This window comes from Pelagibacterium halotolerans (genome assembly GCF_044811015.1).
In the GTDB taxonomy this organism is placed as follows: Bacteria; Pseudomonadota; Alphaproteobacteria; order Rhizobiales; family Devosiaceae; genus Pelagibacterium; species Pelagibacterium halotolerans_A.
Window position 1 is genome coordinate 285,916 of the sequence record NZ_CP085243.1, and the last position, 19,546, is coordinate 305,461.

Sequence of the window (19,546 nt, forward strand, 5' to 3'; positions counted from 1 at the left end):
TGCTCAAACGGTTCGGTCAGCTCTTGTGGAAGGGCGTATGCTCGGACAGCACGATATTTTGGTGGTCGATGGCGCGGCGTTCGCCGGCGAGGTAGTCGGCGACGGCACGGCGCAGGCCGGGATGGACGATGTGGTGGATCGAGCGGGTGACGACCGGCGCGTAGCCGCGTGACAGCTTGTGTTCGCCCTGGGCGCCGGCTTCGATGCGCTTGAGGCCGTGGCGAATCGCGAAATCGATGGCCTGGTAGTAGCAGAGCTCGAAATGGAGGAAGGGCACGTCGCGTACACAGCCCCAGTTGCGCCCATAAAGCGTGTCCGAGCCGATGAAGTTGAGCGCGCCCGCGATGTAGTCATCACCGTCTTTTGCGAGGATCAAGACGATGCGATCGGCCAACGCTTCGGAAACCCGTGAGAAGAATTCGCGGTTGAGATAGGGGCGCCCCCATTTCCGGCTGCCTGTGTCCATATAGAAGGCGTAGAACGCGTCCCAATGGGATTCAGTCAGATCGCCGCCGGTGACCCATTCCACTTCCAGCCCGTCAATGAGTGCGTCGCGGCGTTCGCGACGGAGTGCCTTGCGTTTGCGGGATTGCAGGGTGGCGAGGAAATCGTCGAAACTTTCATAGCCGTCATTGCTCCAGTGGAACTGTGTGTCGTGGCGTATGAGCCAATCGGCTTTTTGGGCGACGGTCTCTTCTTCCGCAGGGACGAACGTCGCGTGAACCGAGGACGCCCCGAGCCGTTCGGCGAGAGTTTCGGCAGCGCGCAGGAGGGTGGTGCGGGTTTCGAGGCTGCAGTCGCGTGTTAGCAGCTTGGATGCTGTGGCGGGCGTGAAGGGGACCGCGCTTTGCAGCTTGGGGTAGTAATGCCCGCCCGCGCGCTCGATGGCGTCTGCCCATGCGTGGTCGAAGACGTATTCGCCCATCGAATGGGATTTGAGAAAAAGCGGCATCAGGCCGACGGGCGTCTGCCCGCGCGAAACGAGGATATGCTGGGGCTGCCAGCCGGTCTGCGCCGTGGCACAACCTGACTCTTCGAGCGCGAGGAAGAAATCGTGCTCTAAAAAGGGGTTGTCAGGCTTTCCTCGACCATTGGATGCAAGTGCGTTCCATTGGTCTTTGGGTATCGAAGCTGTCGATGGGTGAACTGAGATTGTAAGCTCAGAGGTAGGGTCTGTCATCAATTGTAAATAGGGGTTTGACGGGCCATATCCGGAGGGTTTTGCATAAATCGTCCACTCCCGGCGGCTTTTCGCGCGCGAAGGGGACAACCCTGCGCGGCGCAAAAAGCCTTGGCATTGAACGATTTATGCAAAATCAAACCCCTATTTACAATTGATGACAGACCCTAGTAGTCACGAACCGGGGTCGAACCCTTCAAAGACGATTTGATCGGCGTGGCGTAGCACCTCGGGCACATGCGCCTTATCCTTGACCGTCCAGCTCATCACCTTGGTGCCAAGAGCGCGGCAGAACCGGATCGCGGGGAGCGCGAGTGCAGTGCGTTCGCACGAGACAAATGTGAAGCGCGAGACCGGCCAGTGCAAGAGGTGACGCAGCACAAATCTTTGTAACGGGCTGTATTGCCCGTCCCATTCGGGATTGCGGTAGGCGTAGGTGACGATGCCGAGCGGGCCTTTGTAGCCTGCGTCCCGAAGCGCCTTGAGCGTATGCGGATCGAAGGATTTGAAGACCAGTGGGCCTTGATAGGATTTTGCGGCCTCGACGGCGCGCTTTGTGAGAGCGTCGCGGGCAGCGGGATTGGCCTGGTGCTTGATCTCGACGACGAGCGGCGTGCGGTTGGCGATCTGGTCGAGGAACGCGGCGAAGGTTTGTGGGCGGTCACCGGCTTTACTTAAAAGGAGTGGCGTGTTGCAGATGTCGTCGGCGGTCACGTCGTGGATGGAGCCGCTGCGGCCGGTCAGCCGTTCAAGGTCATGATCGTGGAAAACCACGGCCTCGCCGTCCCCGGTGAGCTGCAAATCGCACTCGATGGCGAAGCCGCGGGCGATCGCGGCCTCGAAGGCGGAGGCGGAATTCTCGATAACCCCTTCGTCCCGATTGTGCAGACCACGATGGGCAATGGGTTGATCGAAGGGGGAGGAATTCATCAGGTGTCCAGCTCGATCACGGCGTCGATTTCAACGGCGGCGCCAAGGGGTAGGGAAGCCACGCCGAACGCAGCGCGGGCGTGCTTACCGGCGTCATCCAACAGTTTTATGAACAGATCGGAGGCGCCGTTCGCGACGAGGTGCTGCTCGTGAAAATCCGGGGCGGAGGCCACGAGGACCGTCAACTTGACGATGGATTTGATGTTGGAAAGAGCGGTATTGGCGTTGACTTGGGCGAGAATATTGATCGCACAGCGCTCGGCGGCTTTCTGGCCGGCGGCGGTGTCCATATCCTTGCCGAGCTGCCCTTTGATGACGGCTCCGTTGTCGTCGGTCGAGATCTGCCCGGAGACGTAAAGCAGATTACCCGAACGCCTCACCGGTACGTAGCTTGCGGCAGGGGCGGAAGGGGTGGGCAGGGTGTAGCCGAAATCGTTGAGGCGCTGGTCAATCGTCATTACCGGACTCCTTTGGTGTCTCTTTGTGCTCGGGCTTACGATAAAGCCTCCCGCTGACGAGGGCATCTCTGCCGAAGCGGGAACGGACCTTGTCCACAGCCCTTTCGGCAGCCGCCTTGCGGGCGACCTGCGGCTCAATCAGGTCGACCGGATCGATGCCGCTTGCCGGTTCGAGCCCGGTGACGCCGATTCCGAGCAGACGGAAAGCGGTGCCGTCGATTTCGCGCGCAAGCAGCTTTTCACCGGTTTCATAGAGCGTATGGGCCAATTGGGTTGGTATCGTCAAATGCTGGGCGCGGGTGCGGGATTTGAAGCCAGCGGTCTTGAGTTTCAGCGTAACCGTATCCCCGACATAGTTCTGCTTTTTGAGGCGTTCGGAAAGGCGCTCGCAAAGCGAGAAAAGCCGCTTTGACAGCGTTTCGAAGTCTGAATGGTCCTGGTTGAAGGTGGTTTCGGTGCTGATGGATTTCGTTTCACGCGCGGTCGTGACCACCCGAGCGTCCTCCCCGCGAGAAAGCCGGGCGAGGCGCGCTCCGATTTCGCCATAGCGGCGCATCAGGTCTTCGGGCGGTTGAGTCTGGAGCTGTCCGATTGTGGTGAGGCCGTCCTTGCGCAGGGTTTCGGCCATGGCGTTGCCGACGCCGTAAATCATGGTGATGGGCTTTGAGGCGAGGAATTCGACGGTTTCTGCCTTGCCGATGACGGCGAAGCCGCGGGGCTTGTCGAGGTCGGATGCCATCTTGGCGAGGAATTTGTTATGGCTCAGGCCAATTGAAACAGTGACGCCGATTTCATCTTCGATGCGCCTGGCAAAACGGGCGAGGATGACGGCGGGAGCTGCCTTGTGGACCCGCTGGGTGCCGGTCAGGTCGATGAAGGCTTCGTCGATGGAGATGGGTTGGACGAGCGGGCTGAGGCTATCCATAGCCGCGCGAATATCCCGGCTGACGGCGACGTATTTCGCCATGTCGGGCTTGATGACAATGGCGTCCGGACAGAGTCGCCTGGCCTTGAACATGGGCATGGCCGAGCGCACGCCGGACATGCGAGCAATGTAGCAGGCGGTGGAGACGACACCGCGCACACCGCCGCCGACGATGACGGGCTTGTCGATGAGTGAGGGGTCGTCGCGTTTTTCGACCGAGGCGTAGAAGGCGTCGCAGTCGACGTGGGCGATCGAAAGGTCGAAGAGTTCATCATGGTCGATGAGTCGGGGCGAGCCGCAGCGCGGGCAGCGCTCGGGGAGGGTAGGAGCGGTGCCTTCCCTAAAACAGTCACGGCATAGATATGGCGCGGTGGCCATGGTGGTGCTCAGCTTTGTGGATTGAACCGATACCAAGCGCGCATGACGCGCTCTGCCGGCAAGTTGGCGTTGGCGCACATGGCGAGCAGCAGCGGCTCGTTACGGGCGAAATAGTCAATGAGGCCGTGCTGAAGGCCTTCGGTGCCGACCGCGGCGCGCAGGCTTTGGGGCGAATAGCCGCAAAGCGACATGAAGCGTTCCAGCTCCGTCACATCGGCTGCGAGCCAGGTGAGGCATGCGTCGGCGATTTCGCTGATTTCAGTTGCCTGCTCGCGCATTGGTAAAGACTCGCCTATTTCTTGTTTCGTAACGGTTTGATGGTACCGGAACAATATAGCAACAGGAAGCATCGGCGCGAATCCGATTGCAGAGAGGCCCTATGCCCAAGACGGTAATGATCGTGGAAGACAATGAGCTCAATATGAAGCTTTTTCACGATCTGCTCGAATCGCGCGGATATGGCACGATCCAGACCCGGAACGGTATGGAAGCGCTTGAGCTTGCGCGCGAGCACAAGCCGGATCTGATTCTGATGGACATCCAGCTTCCAGAAGTCTCGGGACTGGTTGTCACCAAATGGCTCAAGGAAGACGAAGACCTCGCGCCCATTCCGGTCATTGCGGTCACGGCTTTTGCGATGAAGGGTGACGAAGAGCGTATCCGTCAAGGCGGGTGCGAGGGCTATATCTCCAAGCCGATTTCGGTGCCTCACTTTTTGGAAACGATTGAAAGCTACATTGGGAAAGCGGATTAGGTGCTAACCCTTATCCCCTGCCAAAGAGTTTCCCTGTAGCCGCGAGGACTGCCCGGTGACCGCCCGTGTCCTGATCGTTGATGATATCCCGACCAACGTCAAACTGCTCGAGGCACGCCTTCTGGCCGAGTATTTCGACGTCGCGGTCGCCTATTCGGGCAAAGACGCGATCGAGATCTGCCGGACGCAGGAGATCGATATCGTCCTTCTGGACGTGATGATGCCGGAAATGGACGGTTTCGAGTGCTGCCGGATCCTGAAGGCTGATCCGCGGACATCCCATATTCCAGTGGTTATGATCACGGCGCTCGACCAACCTTCGGACCGGGTCGAAGGGCTCAACTCGGGAGCAGACGACTTCCTCACCAAGCCCGTCGACGACGTGCAGCTTATGGCGCGGGTCAAGAGCCTCGTGCGGCTCAAGGTCCTGACCGATGAACTGCGCGCGCGGGCGATCACCAGCCAGGAGCTGGCGCTCGAGGACGCAGCGCGTACGATCAACGGCATTAAAACCGGCGACGGGCGAATCCTGATTATCGATACCGATACCGCGCGTGCCGAACGCTTGCGCGATTACCTGTCCAATTCTCATTCGGTGAGCCTTTTGGCCAATCCCGCGGATGCGGTCTTTCAGACCTCGGGCGGCGATTATGAACTGGCTATCGTGAGTATGGGGCTTGAGGGATTCGATCCGTTACGCGTGTGTTCGCAACTGCGGACGGTCGAGCAGACGCGGTCGTTGCCCATCATTCTGGTCGCTGACGAGCAGGATCGGCCACAGGTCATTCGTGCGCTTGATCTGGGCGTCAACGATTTCATCATGCGTCCGGTCGAACGCAACGAGCTCGCTGCGCGGGTCCGAACACAGATCCGGCGCCAGCGCTATACGGTCGAGTTGCGCGAGAGCCTCAACAACACCATGGCCATGGCCGTGATCGACGAGCTCACCGGGCTCTATAACCGCCGCTATTTCGACCGGCACATGGCCATGCTTTTGAGCAAATCTCAAGAGCAGGATCGCGATATGGCGCTAATGCTGCTCGACATCGACTACTTCAAGGCGGTCAACGATACCCACGGACACGACGTCGGCGACAAGATCCTCAAGGAATTCGCGTTGCGCCTGCAGCGCAATATCCGTGGCGTCGATCTGGCGTGCCGGTTCGGTGGCGAGGAGTTTGTGGTCGTGATGCCCGATACTGACGCACGACAAGCCGAACACGTAGCCGAGCGCGTGCGGGGCTCCATGGCGGATGAAGCGTTCCGTACCGGCCTCGATTTGCCGCTCAGCATCACCGTGAGTGCCGGACTTGCCTTCAACCAATTCGCTGACGATACGCCGGAATCCATCATAAAACGCGCCGACATCGCGCTTTACCGCGCCAAGCGGGGCGGGCGGAACCGGGTGGTTTCGGATGCCGCTTAGCTCGCGCGATAGTTCGCTAAAACTTTAGCGATTAGGGTTAACCTTTCATTATTAATGTCGAAACCGGGCTCTGAAAGCCCCGGTATGCTTGGCGTTTGCCGACGCGCAGATTATGTTTGAGGTGCTGCAGCGGCAACGCCATTGGCGCCCGCTACAGCAAATCTCCCTACGGCTTTCAGGTCCGCCGCAACTCCTGGTACCGTAGGGCGGCTGGTCCGGTGACGGAAAGAGTGGCCTCTTCGAAAACCGCCCCGGGCCAGCCACTTCTTAACTCCCCAACAGGTTTTGCGTTCCAGACGCGATTTGATAAAATTTGATCAAATCGTTTTGGCGCATTTGCATCGGCCACATCCGAGGACATAGCCGGGGTGTTTTGCCGGGTGCACGCTGCCTGTCAGCGTTTGGTCGCCGCCTTCTTCTCTTTGGTCTTATTGTATTCGATCGCGGCGCGAACGAGGCTCTGGAGAGCGCTTTCGTCGATCGTGTCGCCTTCGAAGATATCGATCGCGCGCCATACGTTGCCGTTAAAGCCTGCATTGAATAGGCCGTCGGGATCGGGGAGGCTCGCGCCTTGGGCGAAGGTCAGTTTCACCTTCTCCTTGTGGGCATTGCCGACGACGATGTTGCCGTTTTGGCACCATACCGGGCTGCCCATCCATTTCCATTCCTCGGTGATCTCCGGGGCGGCTTCAAGGATGGCCTTGCGGACGTTGGCAAGGGTCGCGCCGCGCCAATCGGGAATGTCTTCGATATACTGGTCAATGCGTTCGGACGGATTCAAGTTGGCTCTCCTTTACGCTTTTACAAACGTTCCCCAGGCAATTGGCTGGCTTGTTTGACCCAATCGGCAAACTGGTCTTCGTCGATCTCCTCGCCCTCGTGGATGTGGAAATACCGGACCTGCGGGTACTTGGATTTCACCGGGGGTTCAGGGTCCAAGGATGCGCCGTCGAAGAAGGTTACTTTGATGTATCTGTCGAAGCAGTGGAAGCTGAGGAACCAGACTGGCCGCGCGACGCCATAGAATGGCGAATTCCATTTGATTGCCTTATCCACGCCGGGAATTGTGCGCTCGACGATCTCGTCGATGCGGCGCCCGACGTCCTGCTTCCAGCCGGGCATGGCGGAGATGTATTCCTGGACGGGGCCGTCGCCATAGCCCTTGGCGATCTGCGGGTTGCCGCCTGAAAGCAGGACGGGTTTCTTTCCAGCAGCTTTATCCGCCATCGGACTTGCTCCTATATGTTGGTGCGCCGTGTGCTCCGCCACTTTGTCGCATAGGGCTGTATGTACATGTAAAGCCCTGTGAACATGAGAAAGGCAAGCGGGGCCAGAGGTAGGTAATAAGCCCACATTGGCGGTTCGCTTCCCATGCCGAGGGTGACAAAGATGCCAGCGACGACCAGCGTGAAGACGACGGCCATCCAGCGGTGAAATTGCCGAATCCATGAACTCCAATTCATGATGAGCTCCTTTCGATGGGGGGAGGTGCGCCCGAGATAAGCCGTCCGGGCGCTTCCAGGGACTATTCGAGCCGTTCGAGCAGGCCTTCGAGGTTGGCGAAGAATTCTTTCCAACCGGCATGTGCGCCGCCATAGGCCTGTTTCTGTTCGGGCCGGAAGCCGGATTGCTCGACGCGCAGTTGTGTGCCGTTCGCCGTTGGGGTCAGGGTGAAGACGACTACGCTGTGTAACCTGTAGGCTGGATCTTCATGCTCGAAATTCCAGGTGTAGGACAGTGTCTTGTGCGGCTCGACTTCGAGAACCTCGCAATCGAGAACGCCGCCCCAGGTTCCGGTCAATTGGAACTTGTGGCCCACATCCGGCTTGAAGTCGTTCTTCATCAGCCAGTCCTCGATCAAATGCGGTTGGGTAAGCGCGCGCCAGAGTTTTTCGGGCGGATGTGGAAATTCCCGTTCAACGACGGCTGTGCGTGTTTCGGTGGCGGTCTCGTTCATTGGTCCATCCTTTTGAGTAAGTCCTCAAGATCGTCGAACCGGCTTTGCCAGAAGCCCGCCATCTGACGGGTCCAGTCCACGAGGGGCGATAGTGCGTCGAGTTGCGCGCTGTAGTGGGTGTGGCGGCCTTCGTGGCGGTCGCGCACCAGTCCAGCCTGCTTGAGGACGCCAAGGTGTTTGGAGACGACCGGCTGGGACACTCCGGCCTGTTCGGTCAGAGCGCCGACGGTTTTTTCGCCTTCACGGCACAGGCGCTCGAAGATCGCTCTGCGGGTCGGATCGGCAAGCGTTCTAAAAAGGACATCGGGAGCGTTCGACATTTTGATATATACCTGTATAGCTATGGATCAATGTATAGCTGACGGGGTATATGTGTGTCAACGGATTGTTTATCTGCTTTCCTATGCGAGATTTTAGTCCAAATACCATATCTCTTTAGCTATGGATTTTTCTGTTCCGCAGAGGAGGCGCCGAAAACGCGCAATAAAAAACCCCGCCGGAGCGGGGTCTTTTCGTCTGGAGCGAAAGCGCCGATCTTATTTGATCTTGGCTTCCTTGAACTCGACGTGCTTGCGTACGACCGGATCGTACTTCCGGAAGGAAAGCTTTTCGGTTGCCGTGCGGGTGTTCTTCTTGGTCACGTAGTAGAAACCGGTGTCCGCGGTCGAAACCAGCTTCACTTTGATGGTGTTGGACTTTGCCATTGCGGTCGCCTTTGAAAAAATCGGCCGCGCGGCGATTTTGGCGCGCGGCAGGAAATCAGGTTGGGCGCAAACTATGCATTTTGCGCCGGAAGTCAAGTGCTCAGCTTGGCTCTCCGAATGTGTCCGGGACAGCCCGTGCATCGAAGCCGTGCATGCGTTTGGCCCATTGCAGGCCGACGACGGCGCCTTTGACAAGCGGCAGCAGCCAAAGGCACAGGAGCGTTGCGAGCGGCAGCATGGTCCAAAGGTAGAAGGTTGGATGCACCCGATAGACCATCTCGATGTGGAGCATGAGTCCGACGATGATGTGGCCGACAATGAAGATCACCAAATAGGGTGGGGCGTCGTCGGCGCGGTGGTGGAAGAGTTCTTCCCCGCAGTTGGGGCAGGTGTCGGCGACTTTGAGATAGGCGCGGAACATCTTGCCTTCGCCGCAGGCAGGGCATTTGCAAGCAAGGCCCCGCATCATGGCCCGCCCGATATCGCGATGTTCCGGTTCAGCGGGTAGATCTTGGGCGGTCGTATCGATGATGGGCATCGGTGCTATCTCCTCGCGCGCCGTCCGCGCGGGTTCGGTTTCGCCCTACGTTGCGGGCGGCCGCGTCCGGGAGGCCTGACACGTTCCCCTTCAGATAGAATCTCAAAGCGCAATGCGCCAGCCATCGGCGCTGCTTCAAGCAGTCGCACCTCGACCCTGTCGCCGATGCGGAAGCGCTCGCCGGTGCGTTCGCCGATCAGGGCCTGCTGATCCTCGAAATAGCGGAAATAGTCGGTGCCGAGCGAGGAGGCGGGGACGAAGCCGTCTGCCCCTGTCTCATCGAGCCGGACGAAGAGACCTGCCGTGGTGACCCCGGCGATCTTGCCCTTGAAACGCGCACCGATCTTGCCCGCGAGGAAATGAGCGAGCAACCGGTCGGCGGTCTCGCGCTCGGCGGCCATGGCGCGGCGTTCGGTTGCGGAGATATGCTGGCCGATCTGGTCGAGCCGGGCTTCTTCGGCTTCGGTGAGGCCATCATCGCCCAGATCGAGGGCGCGGATGAGGGCCCGGTGAACGATGAGGTCGGCATAGCGGCGGATGGGCGAGGTGAAATGCGCGTACCGGTCGAGGCTGAGGCCATAATGGCCGTAATTACCCGGTGCGTATTCGGCCTGAGCCTGGCTGCGCAGGACCATTTCGTTGACCTGCTCGGATTTGCCCGCCTTTTCGGCACGGTAAAGGATCTGGTTGAAATCGCTCGGACGTATCGCCTTGGAGCGCGGGGTGGGCAGTTCGAGCGATTTGAGGAATTCACCCAGCGCAATGACCTTCTCCTCGCTCGGGGCGTCGTGGACACGGTAGAGCAGGGAGAGATTGTGCTTTTCCAGCGTTTCGGCTGCACAGACATTGGAGAGGATCATCATCTCTTCGATCAATCGGTGCGCTTCGAGACGTTCGGGGACGTAGATGTCGGCGACCATGCCGTTTTCGTCGAGCTTGATGCGGCGCTCGGGCAGGTCGAGCGCGAGCGGACCGCGCTTGTCGCGGGCTTTCGAGAGGGCGGCATAGGCGGCCCAGAGGGGCTTGAGGATGGGATCGAGCAGGGGGCCGGTCACATCGTCGGGGCGCCCATCGATGGCGGCTTGGGCCTGGCTGTAGCTGAGCTTGGCGGCGGAGCGCAGCATGACGCGGTGGAAGCTGTGGCGCTTCTTGTTGCCGTTGGCGTCGATGACGATGCGCAACGCCATAGAAGCGCGGTTCTCGCCTTCGCGCAGGGAACAGAGGTTATTGGAAATCCGCTCGGGCAGCATGGGGACGACGCGGTCGGGGAAATAGACCGAATTGCCCCGGAGGAAGGCTTCCCGGTCCATATCCGAGCCGGCGCGGACATAGTGCGATACGTCGGCGATGCCGACATGGATGATGAAGCCGCCGGGGTTGTTGGGATCGGTGTCGGGCTCGGCGTGGACGGCGTCGTCGTGGTCCTTGGCGTCAGCCGGGTCGATGGTGACGAACGGGATCTCGCGCCAGTCCTCGCGCCCCTTCATGCCGGCTTCCTTGGCGGCGAGGGCCTCTTTTTCGACCGAGGCGGGGAAGCGGTAAGGGATTTCGAGCGCATGGAGCGCGATGAGGCTCACCGCGCCTTCGGAATGCGGGTTGCCGATGACATTGATCACCTTGGCGCGCGGGATCATCATCCTGCCGCGCACGGTGACTTCGACCTCGACAAGGTCGCCGTCGCGGGCCTTGCCCAGATCGTCGCCCTCGATGCGCATTTCGCGCGCCTTGCGTTCGACCGGGACGAGGCGCGCGCCGCCCTCATCGATCCGGACGATACCGATATCGGCCTTGCGGGGCTTGTCGAGCACCTTCATTGCGCGGCCGGTATAGACCGGCACGGCGCCCTCACCGCGCTCGATGCGGGCAAGGATGCGGTCGCCGGGGGCCGGGACGACGCGAGCGGATTTGGGGACGTGGATACGAACGACGGGCTTTTCGCCTTCGTCCTCGTTCCATTTTGCAGGGAAGGCGTAAAGATCGTCGGGATCGGCATCGGCGGGAATGTCGAGGACCGTGACGGCGGGCAGTTCGCTCGTCACGCGGATCGCCTTGCGCGAACGGGCGAGGAGGCCTTCGGCTTCCATGTCCTTGAGGAGCACCTTCAGTGCGACGCGATCGTCGCCCTTGATGCCGAAATGGCGCGCGATTTCGCGTTTGGAGTTGATCTCGGGGAATTCCGAGACCGCTTCCATGATCTCTTCACGCGTCGGGATAACGCCCGGTCCGTAGCGGGCGGGGGTTTTGGATTTTGTTGTCGTTGGGCGCTTGGCCATGAATCAGTCCTTATGACCGGCCTGCATCCCGGAAATGTGCGCTGCGCTCCTGTTTGGCACAAGAGCGCGCAAGCACGATTTGAGGGGCTAGGCCTCGGTCTTTTTCTTCGCCGCCGCCTTCTTTTTGGGCGCGGCCTTGGTTTTCGTTTTGCCCTTGGTGCCCGCCTTTGCGGCGACCAGTTCGAGGGCTTGTTCTTTGGTTACGGCTTCGGGCTCGATCCCCTTCGGGAGTGTCGCATTGATTTTGCCGTGATTGACGTATGGGCCGTAGCGGCCTTTGCGCACAGTGATTGCGCCGCCGTCCGGGTGATCGCCCAATTCCTTGATGACGCTTGCGGCACCGCGCGTGCCATTGCCGCCATTGGCTTTTTTTTCGGCGATCAAATCAACCGCGCGATTGAGGCCGACGGTGAAGACTTCCTCCACATCGGGAAGGTTGGCATAGGTGCCGTCATGCAGGACGAACGGACCGTAGCGCCCAATGCCCGCGGTGATCGGTTTACCGGTTTCGGGATGTGTGCCCACTTCTCGGGGAAGCGAAAGGAGCTTGAGCGCCTTTTCGAGGTCCAGCGACGCGGCGTCCCAGCCGCGCGGGATCGAGGAGCGCTTGGCCTCCTTGCCGTCCCCGAGCTGTACATATGGGCCGAAGCGGCCGGTTTTCAAGAAGACCTCTTCGCCGGTTTCCGGATCGACGCCCAAGACACCGTCGCCCGGAGTGGCTTCCGCCGCCTGGCCGGTGGCGCTTTCTGCGAGCTGTTGGGTGTGGCGGCACTCGGGGTAGTTCGAGCAGCCGATGAAGGCGCCGTATTTGCCGAGCTTCAATGAGAGCTGGCCGGTGCCGCAGGTCGGGCACAGGCGCGGATCTGAGCCGTCCTCGCGCGGCGGGAAGATATGGTCGCCCAGAAGGTCGTTGAGCGCGTCGAGGACTTCGGAGACGCGGAGATCCTTGATCTCGCCCGTGTGCTTGGAAAAATCATCCCAGAAGTTGCGGAGCACTTCCTTATAGTCGATGCCACCAGCCGAAATCTCGTCGAGCTGCTCTTCGAGACCGGCGGTGAAGCCGTATTCGACATATTTGGTGAAGAAGCTCTGGAGGAAGGCTATGACGAGGCGGCCCCGGTCCTCGGGGACGAGCGCACGCTTTTCAAGGCGGATATAGTCGCGGTCCTTGAGTGTGCCCAAGGTCGAGGCATAGGTCGAGGGCCGGCCGATACCGAGCTCTTCCATCTTCTTGATGAGGCTCGCTTCAGTGTAGCGGGCAGGCGGCTGGGTGAAGTGCTGTTCAATGTCGACCTTTTCGAGCGCGGGCGTATCGCCGACCGCGAGCGCAGGGAGTTCACGGCTGTCCTCGTCATCCTCGGAGGTCTTTTCGATGCCATAAACACCGAGGAAGCCGGGGAATGTGACAACCGAACCGGTGGCGCGCAGGGTGATGGCGCGACCTTGCGCAGCGACGTCGATGTCGGCTGTGGTGCGTTCGATTTCGGCCGAGCGCATCTGGCTGGCGAGCGCCCGGCGCCAGATGAGTTGATAAAGCTTATGCTGATCGGGATCGAGATTTCGCAGGGTATCGGGATGCCGGCCAAGATCGGTGGGGCGGATGGCCTCGTGGGCTTCCTGCGCATTCTTGGCCTTGGTGCTATAGAATCTCGGCTTTTCGGGTACGTATTCGCCGCCGAATTCTTTCGCGATGGTGCGGCGCGCGGCTTCTATGGCTTCGGGGGCCATCTGGACGGCGTCGGTTCGCATATAGGTGATGTGGCCGTCCTCATAGAGCCGCTGGGCGATCTGCATGGTGCGTGAGGGCGAGAGCGACAAGCGCGAAGAGGCGTCCTGTTGCAGCGTCGAAGTGGTGAACGGGGCGTACGGATTGCGCTTGGTCGGCTTCTTCTCGACGTTGGCAACGCGGAAGCTGCCGGCCTCGATGGCCTTCTTGAGCGCTTCGGCGTCCTCGCCAGTCTTGACCGTCAGCTTGTCGGTTTTCTCACCGTCGACCGAATAAAGGCGGGTCTGGAAGCTCTTGCCGGACTGGTTGAGCGTCGGGGTGACGCTCCAGTATTCCTGCGGCTTGAAGCGTTCGATTTCCTCTTCGCGCTCGCAGACGAGCCGCAGCGCCACCGATTGCACGCGGCCCGCCGAACGCGAACCGGGGAGCTTGCGCCAAAGGATCGGTGAGAGGGTGAAGCCCACGAGATAGTCGAGCGCGCGGCGCGCGAGGTAGGCGTCGACCAGCGGCGCGTCGATCTCGCGCGGGTTCTGCATCGCGCTGGTGACGGCGTCCTTGGTGATGGCGTTGAAGACGACGCGCTTGACCGGCACGTCCTTTTTGAGCGCCTTTTTCTCCTTGAGGACGTCGAGGACGTGCCAGGAGATCGCCTCGCCTTCGCGATCCGGGTCGGTTGCGAGAATCAGTTCGTCGGCGCCCTTGACGGCCTTAGCGATGTCCGAGAGGCGTTTTTTCGATGCCGTGTCGACGGTCCAGCTCATGGCGAAGTCTTCGTCGGGGCGCACCGAGCCGTCCTTGGCGGGGAGATCGCGGACATGACCAAAGCTGGCGAGAACCTCATAGTCCTTGCCCAGATATTTGTTGATGGTCTTGGCCTTGGCCGGGCTCTCGACGATAACGACTTTCATGCCTGAAAACGGCTCCGCAATAGGGTCTTGTACGTGTCGCAAAATCGGATGGAAAACGGGTATCCACTCTTCCCGATTTTGCTTTTCATGCCTTGAAACTTGGGAAATGGGGTTGATTTTCGCACCCCTCAAGGTCGGCGCAAGATGGTGAATGGCCGAGGCGCTGTCAATGTCCGGTGATAAACTTGATGTGCGCAGCCTCGTCCATACGCCGCTGATTCTCAGCCCTTGAGGGCGACCAGTTGGCCGCCCGAACGCTCCAGCCGTCCAGCCAGTTCGAGCTCCAGGAGCAGCATCTGCATTGCCGGAGCGGGGATGCCGGTGTCCTGGATCAGCGTATCGATCGCGATCGGGGTGAAGCCCAGCGCTTCGACAAGGCGGGTTCGGTCATCGCTGGAAGCCTGCATGTCGGCGGCGGGGAGTTCGATGTCGTCGGTTTCGAACAGACCGGCTTGATCGGGCCTGGCGTGTGCGAGTTCGGAGACAATGTCGTGGGCGCCAGTGATGAGCTTCGCGCCCTGTTGGATTAGCGCGTTGCCGCCTTCAGCGCGTGGGTCGAGCGGAGAGCCAGGGACCGCGAAGACTTCGCGGTTCTGTTCGAGCGCAAGGCGGGCCGTGATCAACGAGCCTGAGCGCTTGGCGGCTTCGACGATGACGACGCCTAGTGAGAGGCCGGCGACCAGCCGGTTGCGGCGGGGGAAATCGCGAGCACGGGGTTCCCAACCCATGGGCATTTCCGAGAGCAACACGCCGCCTTGCTCGACGATGGCTTGAGCGAGCGGGATGTTGGCTTCGGGATAGAGTTTGTCGAGACCACCGGCCATGACGGCGATGGTTCCGGTTGCCAGCGCGGCTTCGTGAGCTGCGGCGTCAACCCCACGGGCGAGGCCGGAGACAGCAATGTATCCGGCAGCGGCGAGGTCGCGGGCAAGCATCTGCGCCATGCGGCGGCCTGCGGTCGAAGCGTTGCGGGCGCCGACAATGCCGACGGTCCTTTCGTGGGTGGCAAGATCGCCGCCCAACACCGTTACGAGCGGAGGCGGCCCCGCTATATGCCGCAAATGCGGTGGGTACCCGGGCTCGGAAATGGCGATGAGGCGTGCGCCGATCTTTTCGGCGGCGGCGATTTCGTCTTCGGCCTGCGATTGTGACGGGACCGAAATGTAGCGCCCGCCGCCGCGTCTCGCGAGGTCGGGAAGGGCATCAAGCGCGGCTCCTGCTGACCCGAAGCGGTTGATAAGCGTGCGGAAGGTGGCGGGGCCGACGTTTTCGGTGCGGATCAGGCGGAGCCAGGCGACACGCTGATCGGGAGAAAGCCGGGAGCGCGTCGCGTCCATATCAGTTCACCGCCTCTTTCTTGCCGCCGATCTTGGTCTCGCTGCCGTCGCGCAGGCGGGCGATGTTGGTTCGGTGAGTGTAATAAAGCACTGTCGTCAAGGCCAGGGAAGCGACAGCGAGCGGCCAACCGGAGAAGATCAGGGCGAGGACGGGCGCGATTGCGGCCGCAGTCAGTGCTGAAAGCGAGGAATAGCGGCTCAGGAACGCGACCAGCAGCCAGACGGCGCAGAAGCTCAGTCCGACCGGCCATGACAGGGCGAGGAGAATGCCGATATAGGTCGCGACGCCCTTACCGCCCTTGAAGCCGAGCCAAACGGGGAAGACGTGGCCGAAAAAGGCCGCGACGCCGGCGAGCATGGCAGGTTCGTAACCCCAGATCCAGAGTGCGATCAGCACGGCGACCGCGCCTTTGCCGGAATCGCCGATCACCGTTAGCGCCGCGAGGTCCTTACGACCGGTACGCAGCACATTGGTGGCGCCGATATTGCCCGAGCCGATGGCGCGCACGTCACCGAGCCCCGCGAGCCGGGTGGCGAGCAGGCCGAAGGGAATCGAACCGAGCAGATATCCTAATATAAGCGCAAGTGCATATTCGATCATTGCGCTGCGTCCTCCCGGTAAACGATCTTTCCTCCAACGATTGTCGCCATAACCTTACCCATCATACGTGCGTTCTCGAAGGTCGTGTTGCGCGACTTCGAGCGGATAGTAGCCTCCGCGACAATCCAGGGGTAGTCTGGATCGAACAGACAGATGTCGGCGGGGGCGCCCCTGGCGAGCGTGCCGGTTTCCAGTCCGAGGATTTGCGCCGGGCGCGCGGTCAGGGCGCGCAAGAGCGTCATGAGGTCGACGTCACCCGAGTGGTAGAGGCGAAGGGTGCCCGCGAGCAGGGTTTCAAGCCCAATCGCGCCTTCGGCTGCGTCCGCGAAGGGCTGGCGTTTGACCTCAGTGTCCTGGGGGTCGTGACCCGAGCAGATGATGTCGATAGCACCGGATTTCAGCGCTTCGACCATGGCGAGGCGGTCGTCTTCGTGCCGTAGGGGCGGGGAGAGCTTGAAGAAGGTGCGGTAGGAGCCGACGTCGTTTTCGTTGAGACAGAGGTGGTTGATGGAGATGCCTGCCGAAATCGCAGGGCTACGCTTTTTGTAATGGGCTAGCAGTTCGGTCGAACGCGCGGTTGAGACTTGCGCGGCATGGTAGCGAGCACCGGTCATCAGCGCGAGCTGTAGGTCGCGGTCGAGCGGGATGGTCTCGGCTTGGGTGGGGATGCCCCTGAGGCCGCGGAAGGTCGCAAGCGGACCGGCGTTCATCACACCTTCGCCCGCGAGCGATGTGTCGAGCGGCTGGTGGACGATAGGGACGCCGAAATTTGTGGCGTAGGTCATGGCCGCGCGCATGACGGCGGCGCTCTGCAGCGACTTGCGGCCTTCGGTGAAGCAGACGGCGCCGGCTTCCCTCAAGAGCCCGAATTCGGTCAGGTCCTGGCCCTCGAGGCCTTTGGTTATTGCAGCGCTGGGGAGGACTCGGATGCAGGTGGTCGCGCTGGCGCGGCGGAGGAGGTAGTCGACGAGTGCGCCGTCGTCAATAGCGGGAGCCGTGTCGGGCATGGTGAGGATGCTCGTGACGCCGCCAGCCGCCGCAGCGTGGCCCGCGCTTTCGAGAGTTTCGCGGTATTCGTGGCCGGGCTCGCCGGTGAAGACGCGCATGTCGATGAGACCGGGACAGGCGATCATTCCCCGCGCGTCGATGCGCTCGGCGTCGGCAGGCACGCCAGGAATGGTGCCTTCGGCGGTGTCGGCTATGACGCCGTTTTCGATGAGCAGCGCACCTTTGAAATCGCGGTCCGAGGCCGGATCGATGATGCGTGTGTTTTCTATAAGGAGCGGCTTATTCATTGTGCGCCCTCCCGGTTCAAGAGCGCATCGAGGACGGCCATGCGAACAGCCACACCCATCTCGACCTGTTCGGTGATGACCGACTGCGGGCCGTCGGCGATGGCGGGGTCGATTTCGACGCCGCGGTTCATCGGACCAGGGTGCATCACGAGTGCTTCGGGTTTGGCATAAGACAGCTTTTCGGCGTCGAGGCCGTAGAAGCGGTAGAATTCGCGGGTGGAGGGGACGAGTTTGCCAGAGGCGCGCTCGTTCTGGAGCCGCAGCATCATCACAACGTCGACGTCCCTCAGGCCTTCGCGCATGTCGGTGAAGACTTCGGAGGCCATCTGGTCGACGCCGCTGGGTAGCAGGGATTTGGGTGCAATGACGCGCGTGCGGGCCTGCATGGCGCCCAAAAGGATGAGATTGGACCGTGCGACGCGGGAATTGGCGATGTCGCCGCAGATCGCGACGGTAAGTCCGTTCAACCGGCCTAAGTGCCGCCGGATGGTAAGCGCATCGAGCAGAGCTTGGGTGGGATGCTCGTGGGCGCCGTCGCCGGCGTTGAGCACTGCACATTCGACCTTCTGGCTCAGCAATTCCACCGCGCCGGAGGAGCCGTGCCGGACGACGATGGCGTCCGGCTGCATGGCGTTGAGCGTCGCGGCGGTGTCGATCAGCGTTTCGCCCTTGGCGACGGACGAAGTGCGGACGGCCATATTCATGACGGTTGCGCCGAGGCGCTTGCCAGCGATTTCAAAGCTCGCCTGGGTGCGGGTCGAGTTTTCGAAAAAGAGATTGATCTGAGTCTTTCCGGCGAGGTTCGGCAACGTCCTGCGCTGGCGCGAAACCGGGATCATCGCCTCGGCGCGATCAAGCAGGTCGATGATTTCGACCGGGGTGAGCTGGGCGATTCCGAGAAGATGCCGATGACGGAAGGGGCCGGAAGGCGTGTTCGAGGTGTCGGGTGCTGGACGTGCCATTGAGGTTCCCACTGCGACTAGCGGTGCGTACCCCAAGGCCCGTCCAACGGCAAGACCGTATTTGCCTTTTATCCCCGCCGCAGCCGCTCAAGTGCGCCCTGGAGAATGTAGCTCGCGGCGAGTTTGTCGACCACCTCTGCCTGCCTGGCGCGGGAGAGGTCGGCATCGAGCATTGTGCGCGTCACGGCCATGGTAGAGAGGCGTTCATCCCAGAAGGCGATGGGGAGGTCAGTTTTTTGCCCTAAATTGCGGGCGAAGGCGCGGGCGGATTGGGCGCGGGACCCTTCCGACCCATCCATATTGAGCGGCAGGCCGATAACGATGCCGGTGATATTGTTCTGCGCTATCAGTTCGAGAAGGCGTTCGGCGTCGACTGTGAACTTCTTGCGTTTGATGGTTTCGACGGGTGAGGCCGAATAGCGCATAGCGTCGGAGATCGCCACGCCTATGGTCTTGGTGCCGAGGTCGAGGCCCATGAGTTTGCCCGATGGGGGCAGGGCGGTGAGCGGGTTTGGGTTGTCCTCGTCGGTCATTGTTGGGCTTTCTTGCGGGAGCGCATTTATGGGCTTATCAGCGTCATGGAGCATAAAAGCAAGCATGGAGCGGTGGTGCATGAAGCTGACTTGGTTCGCCGGTATGACCTTTCGGCTTCACATTGGCGGAGAAATTGTCGTTACCGATCCGGACGGAGCCCCGGAAGCGGTCGATGCCGCGGAGCTGACGAGTGGGGCCGGTAGGGTGGTTCATAGGCGCGATGCCGGCATTGCCGCGTTCGATCCAGTCTCGTGGCGGCCTCGCAGACCCAAGCGGATGATCGATGCGGCTGCGGGGACTGCCCGGCCCGAGGTGTTTCGGCTCGAGGGCGGGTTTGCGTTCGAGGCCCCCGAGGAGGGACTGGTCGTTCTGTTGGACTGTGACGTGACTGCCGATGCCGGTTGGGACCGGTGGGCCGACAATGCGGTCGTGATTCTCGAGGGAACCGCCCAAGCCGCCAGTGCCGCCGGGATGACCCTTCTCAAAGGCGCGCGGCCGAGGCTCATTGCGCTCGGGGTTGCCGATGCTGTTGCGGATGCTGCATTCGATGCGCTGGCACCGCGTCTTGACGGGGCTGGGCTGATCGTTCTTGAACCCGGCCTCGCGGTAGAAATCTGATCGGGCCGATAAAAGGTCCTTATCCATTGCCTGAATCGTCAC

At 61.1% G+C, this 19,546-nt stretch carries 22 protein-coding genes; 3 read left to right on the forward strand and 19 right to left on the reverse strand.

Annotated elements, in window-relative coordinates; genetic code table 11:
- Positions 1-16: 16 nt before the first annotated feature.
- The 5 genes from LG281_RS01510 to LG281_RS01530 form a co-directional block, all read right to left on the reverse strand.
- Positions 17-1,180, reverse strand: coding sequence for a GNAT family N-acetyltransferase (locus tag LG281_RS01510; RefSeq protein WP_404403667.1), 1,164 nt, complete (start codon positions 1,178-1,180; stop codon positions 17-19).
- A 174-nt stretch (positions 1,181-1,354) separates the two neighbouring features.
- The gene (locus LG281_RS01515; protein ID WP_404403669.1) at positions 1,355-2,110 is read right to left on the reverse strand and encodes a glycerophosphodiester phosphodiesterase family protein; all 756 of its coding nucleotides are present in this window, start codon (positions 2,108-2,110) and stop codon (positions 1,355-1,357) included.
- The gene (locus LG281_RS01520) at positions 2,110-2,568 is read right to left on the reverse strand and encodes a RidA family protein (RefSeq protein WP_404403671.1); all 459 of its coding nucleotides are present in this window, start codon (positions 2,566-2,568) and stop codon (positions 2,110-2,112) included. The genes LG281_RS01515 and LG281_RS01520 overlap by 1 nt, the downstream gene beginning before the upstream one ends.
- Positions 2,558-3,871 carry a DNA polymerase IV gene (locus LG281_RS01525; protein WP_404403673.1) on the reverse strand — a complete coding sequence of 438 codons (1,314 nt, stop codon included), beginning with the start codon at positions 3,869-3,871 and terminating at the stop codon, positions 2,558-2,560. Before LG281_RS01525 ends, LG281_RS01520 begins: the two co-directional genes overlap by 11 nt.
- Before the next feature lie 8 nt (positions 3,872-3,879).
- The gene (locus tag LG281_RS01530) at positions 3,880-4,149 is read right to left on the reverse strand and encodes a DUF3572 family protein (protein WP_404403675.1); all 270 of its coding nucleotides are present in this window, start codon (positions 4,147-4,149) and stop codon (positions 3,880-3,882) included.
- A gap of 101 nt (positions 4,150-4,250) precedes the next feature.
- On the opposite strand from LG281_RS01530, the gene LG281_RS01535 reads away from it, so the two are divergent.
- The gene (locus LG281_RS01535) at positions 4,251-4,625 is read left to right on the forward strand and encodes a response regulator (RefSeq protein WP_404403677.1); all 375 of its coding nucleotides are present in this window, start codon (positions 4,251-4,253) and stop codon (positions 4,623-4,625) included.
- Between the two features lie 55 nt (positions 4,626-4,680).
- Positions 4,681-6,051: a PleD family two-component system response regulator gene (locus LG281_RS01540; RefSeq protein WP_404403679.1), complete on the forward strand. Its 1,371-nt coding sequence runs from the start codon at positions 4,681-4,683 to the stop codon at positions 6,049-6,051.
- A gap of 394 nt (positions 6,052-6,445) precedes the next feature.
- Here LG281_RS01540 and LG281_RS01545 read toward each other — a convergent pair whose 3' ends face one another.
- The 14 genes from LG281_RS01545 to ruvX all read right to left on the reverse strand — a co-directional run bounded on the left by LG281_RS01545 (position 6,446) and on the right by ruvX (position 18,885).
- Positions 6,446-6,832, reverse strand: a complete 387-nt coding sequence (locus LG281_RS01545; RefSeq protein ID WP_404403681.1) for a DUF1801 domain-containing protein — start codon at positions 6,830-6,832, stop codon at positions 6,446-6,448.
- 20 nt (positions 6,833-6,852) lie between these two features.
- On the reverse strand, positions 6,853-7,278 hold the full coding sequence (locus LG281_RS01550) for a DUF1801 domain-containing protein (protein ID WP_404403683.1): 426 nt from the start codon (positions 7,276-7,278) through the stop codon (positions 6,853-6,855).
- Between the two features lie 11 nt (positions 7,279-7,289).
- Positions 7,290-7,514 (reverse strand): hypothetical protein, encoded by a 225-nt coding sequence (locus LG281_RS01555; RefSeq protein WP_404403685.1) that lies wholly within the window; start codon positions 7,512-7,514, stop codon positions 7,290-7,292.
- A 62-nt stretch (positions 7,515-7,576) separates the two neighbouring features.
- The gene (locus LG281_RS01560; protein WP_404403687.1) at positions 7,577-8,008 is read right to left on the reverse strand and encodes an SRPBCC domain-containing protein; all 432 of its coding nucleotides are present in this window, start codon (positions 8,006-8,008) and stop codon (positions 7,577-7,579) included.
- Complete coding sequence (locus LG281_RS01565) at positions 8,005-8,328, reverse strand: ArsR/SmtB family transcription factor (RefSeq protein WP_404403689.1); 324 nt, start codon at positions 8,326-8,328, stop codon at positions 8,005-8,007. The genes LG281_RS01560 and LG281_RS01565 overlap by 4 nt, the downstream gene beginning before the upstream one ends.
- 216 nt (positions 8,329-8,544) lie before the next feature.
- Positions 8,545-8,712, reverse strand: a complete 168-nt coding sequence (rpmG, locus tag LG281_RS01570) for a 50S ribosomal protein L33 (protein ID WP_404403691.1) — start codon at positions 8,710-8,712, stop codon at positions 8,545-8,547.
- 100 nt (positions 8,713-8,812) lie between these two features.
- Complete coding sequence (locus LG281_RS01575; protein ID WP_404403693.1) at positions 8,813-9,250, reverse strand: DUF983 domain-containing protein; 438 nt, start codon at positions 9,248-9,250, stop codon at positions 8,813-8,815.
- Positions 9,251-9,255: 5 nt separating this feature from the next.
- The gene (gene rnr / locus LG281_RS01580) at positions 9,256-11,523 is read right to left on the reverse strand and encodes a ribonuclease R (RefSeq protein WP_404403695.1); all 2,268 of its coding nucleotides are present in this window, start codon (positions 11,521-11,523) and stop codon (positions 9,256-9,258) included.
- Between the two features lie 87 nt (positions 11,524-11,610).
- Positions 11,611-14,157: a type I DNA topoisomerase gene (topA, locus tag LG281_RS01585; protein WP_404403697.1), complete on the reverse strand. Its 2,547-nt coding sequence runs from the start codon at positions 14,155-14,157 to the stop codon at positions 11,611-11,613.
- 221 nt (positions 14,158-14,378) lie between these two features.
- Positions 14,379-15,494 (reverse strand): DNA-processing protein DprA, encoded by a 1,116-nt coding sequence (dprA, locus tag LG281_RS01590; protein WP_404403699.1) that lies wholly within the window; start codon positions 15,492-15,494, stop codon positions 14,379-14,381.
- Position 15,495: 1 nt separating this feature from the next.
- Positions 15,496-16,095 carry a glycerol-3-phosphate 1-O-acyltransferase PlsY gene (gene plsY, locus LG281_RS01595; protein ID WP_404403701.1) on the reverse strand — a complete coding sequence of 200 codons (600 nt, stop codon included), beginning with the start codon at positions 16,093-16,095 and terminating at the stop codon, positions 15,496-15,498.
- Positions 16,092-17,390, reverse strand: coding sequence for a dihydroorotase (gene pyrC, locus LG281_RS01600; protein ID WP_404403703.1), 1,299 nt, complete (start codon positions 17,388-17,390; stop codon positions 16,092-16,094). Before pyrC ends, plsY begins: the two co-directional genes overlap by 4 nt.
- Positions 17,387-18,352: an aspartate carbamoyltransferase catalytic subunit gene (locus LG281_RS01605; protein ID WP_404403705.1), complete on the reverse strand. Its 966-nt coding sequence runs from the start codon at positions 18,350-18,352 to the stop codon at positions 17,387-17,389. Before LG281_RS01605 ends, pyrC begins: the two co-directional genes overlap by 4 nt.
- A 68-nt stretch (positions 18,353-18,420) precedes the next feature.
- Positions 18,421-18,885 carry a Holliday junction resolvase RuvX gene (gene ruvX, locus LG281_RS01610; RefSeq protein WP_404403707.1) on the reverse strand — a complete coding sequence of 155 codons (465 nt, stop codon included), beginning with the start codon at positions 18,883-18,885 and terminating at the stop codon, positions 18,421-18,423.
- Positions 18,886-18,964: 79 nt separating this feature from the next.
- On the opposite strand from ruvX, the gene LG281_RS01615 reads away from it, so the two are divergent.
- Entirely contained in the window at positions 18,965-19,504 is a 540-nt protein-coding gene (locus LG281_RS01615; protein ID WP_404403709.1) for a hypothetical protein, read from the forward strand.
- Positions 19,505-19,546: the final 42 nt, after the last annotated feature.

Excerpts from the sequence above, each read along its gene's own strand:
- LG281_RS01555 (WP_404403685.1), bottom strand. The coding sequence starts at position 7,514 with ATGAATTGGAGTTCATGGATTCGGCAATTTCACCGCTGGATGGCCGTC.
- LG281_RS01510 (WP_404403667.1), bottom strand. The coding sequence starts at position 1,180 with ATGACAGACCCTACCTCTGAGCTTACAATCTCAGTTCACCCATCGACA.
- LG281_RS01575 (WP_404403693.1), bottom strand. The coding sequence starts at position 9,250 with ATGCCCATCATCGATACGACCGCCCAAGATCTACCCGCTGAACCGGAA.
- LG281_RS01520 (WP_404403671.1), bottom strand. The coding sequence starts at position 2,568 with ATGACGATTGACCAGCGCCTCAACGATTTCGGCTACACCCTGCCCACC.
- LG281_RS01565 (WP_404403689.1), bottom strand. The coding sequence starts at position 8,328 with ATGTCGAACGCTCCCGATGTCCTTTTTAGAACGCTTGCCGATCCGACC.
- pyrC (WP_404403703.1), bottom strand. The coding sequence starts at position 17,390 with ATGAATAAGCCGCTCCTTATAGAAAACACACGCATCATCGATCCGGCC.
- dprA (WP_404403699.1), bottom strand. The coding sequence starts at position 15,494 with ATGGACGCGACGCGCTCCCGGCTTTCTCCCGATCAGCGTGTCGCCTGG.
- LG281_RS01550 (WP_404403683.1), bottom strand. The coding sequence starts at position 7,278 with ATGGCGGATAAAGCTGCTGGAAAGAAACCCGTCCTGCTTTCAGGCGGC.
- LG281_RS01515 (WP_404403669.1), bottom strand. The coding sequence starts at position 2,110 with ATGAATTCCTCCCCCTTCGATCAACCCATTGCCCATCGTGGTCTGCAC.
- LG281_RS01560 (WP_404403687.1), bottom strand. The coding sequence starts at position 8,008 with ATGAACGAGACCGCCACCGAAACACGCACAGCCGTCGTTGAACGGGAA.
- plsY (WP_404403701.1), bottom strand. The coding sequence starts at position 16,095 with ATGATCGAATATGCACTTGCGCTTATATTAGGATATCTGCTCGGTTCG.
- LG281_RS01605 (WP_404403705.1), bottom strand. The coding sequence starts at position 18,352 with ATGGCACGTCCAGCACCCGACACCTCGAACACGCCTTCCGGCCCCTTC.
- LG281_RS01530 (WP_404403675.1), bottom strand. The coding sequence starts at position 4,149 with ATGCGCGAGCAGGCAACTGAAATCAGCGAAATCGCCGACGCATGCCTC.
- topA (WP_404403697.1), bottom strand. The coding sequence starts at position 14,157 with ATGAAAGTCGTTATCGTCGAGAGCCCGGCCAAGGCCAAGACCATCAAC.
- rnr (WP_404403695.1), bottom strand. The coding sequence starts at position 11,523 with ATGGCCAAGCGCCCAACGACAACAAAATCCAAAACCCCCGCCCGCTAC.
- LG281_RS01525 (WP_404403673.1), bottom strand. The coding sequence starts at position 3,871 with ATGGCCACCGCGCCATATCTATGCCGTGACTGTTTTAGGGAAGGCACC.
- rpmG (WP_404403691.1), bottom strand. The coding sequence starts at position 8,712 with ATGGCAAAGTCCAACACCATCAAAGTGAAGCTGGTTTCGACCGCGGAC.
- LG281_RS01615 (WP_404403709.1), top strand. The coding sequence starts at position 18,965 with ATGAAGCTGACTTGGTTCGCCGGTATGACCTTTCGGCTTCACATTGGC.
- LG281_RS01535 (WP_404403677.1), top strand. The coding sequence starts at position 4,251 with ATGCCCAAGACGGTAATGATCGTGGAAGACAATGAGCTCAATATGAAG.
- ruvX (WP_404403707.1), bottom strand. The coding sequence starts at position 18,885 with ATGACCGACGAGGACAACCCAAACCCGCTCACCGCCCTGCCCCCATCG.